The 3,667-nt window shown below is 63.8% G+C and carries 3 protein-coding genes; 1 reads left to right on the forward strand and 2 read right to left on the reverse strand.

All coding sequences use genetic code 11. The features are described from left to right. On the forward strand, positions 1-1,127 hold a 1,127-nt coding region (locus IRZ24_RS18000; protein ID WP_297167348.1), incomplete at its 5' end, for a WD40 repeat domain-containing protein. A gap of 132 nt (positions 1,128-1,259) precedes the next feature. Here the strand turns inward: IRZ24_RS18000 and IRZ24_RS18005 are convergent. Further along, entirely contained in the window at positions 1,260-2,693 is a 1,434-nt protein-coding gene (locus tag IRZ24_RS18005; RefSeq protein ID WP_170293261.1) for a PHB depolymerase family esterase, read from the reverse strand. A gap of 474 nt (positions 2,694-3,167) precedes the next feature. Continuing rightward, a partial coding sequence (locus IRZ24_RS18010; RefSeq protein ID WP_297167352.1) for a hypothetical protein occupies positions 3,168-3,667 on the reverse strand: 500 nt, incomplete at its 5' end.

The following is a 3,667-nucleotide window of genomic DNA, read 5'->3' on the forward strand; positions in this document are numbered from 1 at the left end:
GTCCCTTTCTCTCCTCGCCGGGCCAGGCTCAAGCTGGGGGGCAGCGCCAGTTGCAGCAGCCTGTGCTGATCTCCCCGCCGACGGCGCGAGCTAAAAAGCCTCGGATGCCGCGGCGATCCCTGCTCGCCCTGGGCCTCGGGGGTGGGGTCCTGGCCCTGACCTGTGGCGGCGCCTTTTTCATCGTATCGCAGTCTCGCACTATCACTACCAACCTGGCCACTCAGGAAGCGCAGGGATCGGGGAAAGAGAGTCTCCTGTTAACCTGCCAGGGACATCAAGGCCCGGTGACCGCGCTAGCCTGGTCGCCGGATCACACCGTGCTCGCCTCCGCCTCTAGCGATAAGACGGTCCGCCTCTGGGATGTCAAGACCGGGGCAAGCCTGCGGGTCTACACTGGCCATCAGAGCGAAGTTCGGGCGCTCTCCTGGTCGCCCGGAGGCGTCTACATAGCCTCTGGTTCCGCTGATGGCTTTATCCACATCTGGGATGCTGACACAGGGCAGCTACAGCGAAGCTACCGGGGACACAACGGTGCCATCAACGCCCTGGCCTGGTCTCCACAGTCGGATAATTCACAGCTAGCCTCGGCGGGAGACGATGGCAGCGTCTCCATCTGGGATGGCCTCAGCGGGCAGCTTCTCTGGAGTCAGCTCAGCGACGGCACGAGCATCCGCGCCCTGGCCTGGTCGCCTGATGGCCGGCAGCTGGCCTCAGCCGGAGACGCTGGCCTGGTCGAGATCCGAGAAACGCTCTGGTGGTCCATCCTGCGCTTCTACCGGGGCCATAGCGGCCCGATCTGGAGCCTGGCCTGGTCGCCTGACGGCAGTCTGCTCGCCTCCGGCTCGGCTGATACCACCGTCCAGATCTGGAACTCCAGCACCGGCGAACGGCTGCTGACCTATAGGGGCCACAGCGATACCGTCACCGGCCTGGGCTGGTCGCCCTCGCTCGACGAGATTGCCTCGTGCTCCTACGACGGCACCGTCCAGGTCTGGGGCAGCAGGAGCGGGCAGCTTTTGGGAACTGGCAAAAGCGCAGCTTTCCAGGCACTCATCTGGTGGCCATCCTATACCCTGCTCGCCACCGGAGACAAGGGCGCCCACGTCCAGATCTGGCAAATTTCCTGATGAGAAAGCTTCTCACCAACGCACAAGCGGACTGCTGTCACTGGCTCCTGCCACAGCAGTCCGCACTAGCACTGGCGAGCAAGCGGCGCTCAGCCGGCTGGGCTGCTCGCCCACCTCTCGCGCACGACCCCGCTACACCACGGCGCAGTTCATCCCATTGAGCGTGAAAGCCGTGGGTGGCGGATTGCTTCCACTCCAGGTGGCCTGGAAGCCCGGCGGCACACTCAAGCTACTATTGGCCGGAATCACCGCATTGACGGCCACATTCGTCACCGTCACGGCGCTGCCCGCCTGCGAGAAATTCCCGTTCCAGCTCACCGTGATCATCTGGCCATTGGTGAAAGAGAAGCGCAGCGTCCAGCCATTGATCGCGCTGCTGCCAGTATTGGTGATCGTCAGGCTGGCCTGGAAGCCGCCGCTCCATTGGCTGACGATGCCGTAGTGGATCTGACAGGTGGAGGCCACTGGCGTCGGGCTGGGCGACGGCGTGATCGTCGGGCTGGGGGATGGCGTGGGTGAGGGCGTACTCGTGGGCGTGGCTGTCCCGCCCGAGCCACTGCCGCCATTCATTGGGTGCTTCATGAAAAAGCTGTAGATGGCGTTGGTAGCGCTGGGACCCTGCGGGTCGGTATAGGAGCCGCTGCTGCTGCCGCCGGACCAGTCATGACCCATGCCGTTGATCTTCCAGTACTCCTGGATCTCGTTCCCCTGGTTATCGTTCCAGGACTGCACCGTATAGCTGTGCCCACCCGAGACCTGGCCGCTCACACTACTGCTCGGGCTGCCGAAGCTCGCGTTGTAGCTGCCGTTCGAGGCCAGATGATCGGTCGTCATCCACTGTTGGACCACCTGATCGCCGTTGACCGGGTAGACCGTATAGTCGCTCTGGCCCTGGAAGACGATCGTCGGCACCACGCGGGCAGCGCTGCCCATCGCCTGGTAGGCAGCCTGCCCCTGCTGCTGCGGATTCGGCCCACCCTGCATCATCGCCGTCGTGGCCGCCGTCTGCGAGGTCGCCGCCTGATATTCCAGGCCCGAAGCCGAAGCGATGGCCGCAAAGATATCCGGGTAGGTCGCTCCCATAATCACCGCCATCGCCGCCCCTGCCGAGAAACCAGCAACGTAGACGCGATTGCGGTCGATCGTCCACTGCGAGGTATTTTGCTCGACAGTCTGGACGATACCAGCAATGATGGCCGGCTCGCCGCTGCCGCGCGACTGATCGGCGGGCAGGAACCAATTCCAGCAGGAAAGCGAATTATAGCTACTCGTCTGCTGCGGATAGACCACGATGAACTGATCCTGATCGGCCAGCGCGTTCATCTGAGTGCCGTTAGCGAAGTCCTGCGGCGTCTGGGTGCAACCGTGGAGCATGACGATCAGGGGGACCGCCGTGCCAACCTGGTAATTGGCCGGCGTATAGACATAGTAGGGACGGCTGCCGGCTGGCCCGTTATAGGTGTACTGGGTGAAGGTGCCACTGCTGGCGCGAGCCTGATGGAGAAAGAGCGCCCCACTGACGAGCAGCAAGGTGCAAACGAGCGCCAGGCGAACGATGTTCCGCATGCTGAACCCCCTTGACGGTGAGGTGATGCCAGGGGCAGGCTGGCTGGCATCCTTGCCCTGGAAAAACGGGCGTAGGAAGAGAGAACGGGTGAGAAAGAAGAAGGATCAGCCCCGTAAAAAGCGCTCCCGTGTAGGTGAGGCAGGGGAAGAAAAAGGAGGTGCACCACCTCTACAGCTCTGGCCTGGCTGATCAGTGCAGAGAAAGGACCAGCCAGAGATGGGCAATTTCTGGCTCCAGCTTCACACCATCCTGACGGTGACGGGCGGCTGGTCATTGCCGGCGTCCTCCTTGCTGAGATAGCGCCTCGCTGCGCTGGCCCTCACCCTTGTTCTGGCCGCCTGATCGGGCCAGCTTGCCGGGCGGCAGACTGACCCTGAGTGAGCGCTGCTCTCCAGGGCTGACATGACATATGAATCATGTATCATATCGCTGGCTCTTTGTCAAGAGCTGGCGTGGCGAGCCGTCTTTACTGCTCAGAAGAGGGGGCGCCGCTGGTTGAGGAAGAAGCTCAGGGCCTCGGCCAGCTCCGCCGGCAGCTCCTGACGCCGCTGCCGCGAGAGCGCCATCAGCCGGTCATAAGTGGACGGCGAGAAGAGCCAGGCACGCAGCAGCGGCCACTGGCCCCGTCGCCATGCTTCGGGCCACACCTCCTCCACAGGCTCCGCCAGGCCCGGACTTTCCCCAACAAAGAAGAGCGCCAGGTGATAGAGCGGAGGAAAGCCCACGGCCTCCTCCCAGAGGCGCAAAAAAGGGGCGGGCGACTCCCAACACTGCGCCATCGCGCGCAGGAAGTCCGCCGCCGTCTCCCAGACCAGGGTCGCGGGAGGCTGCGCCAGCAGCAGGCGCCAGCAGAGCAACAAGGCCGTCTCGACGGCCTCCTGCTCGGCATGCGGCCAGGTGCGCCACTGGCCGTAGTCCAGCTTGGCAGCGAGCTGGCTGAACTCCAGCGCAAAGCCGTCATCCTGGCCGCGCA

Origin of the sequence: Thermogemmatispora sp. (assembly GCF_019683755.1) — a bacterium.
In the GTDB taxonomy this organism is placed as follows: Bacteria; Chloroflexota; Ktedonobacteria; order Ktedonobacterales; family Ktedonobacteraceae; genus Thermogemmatispora.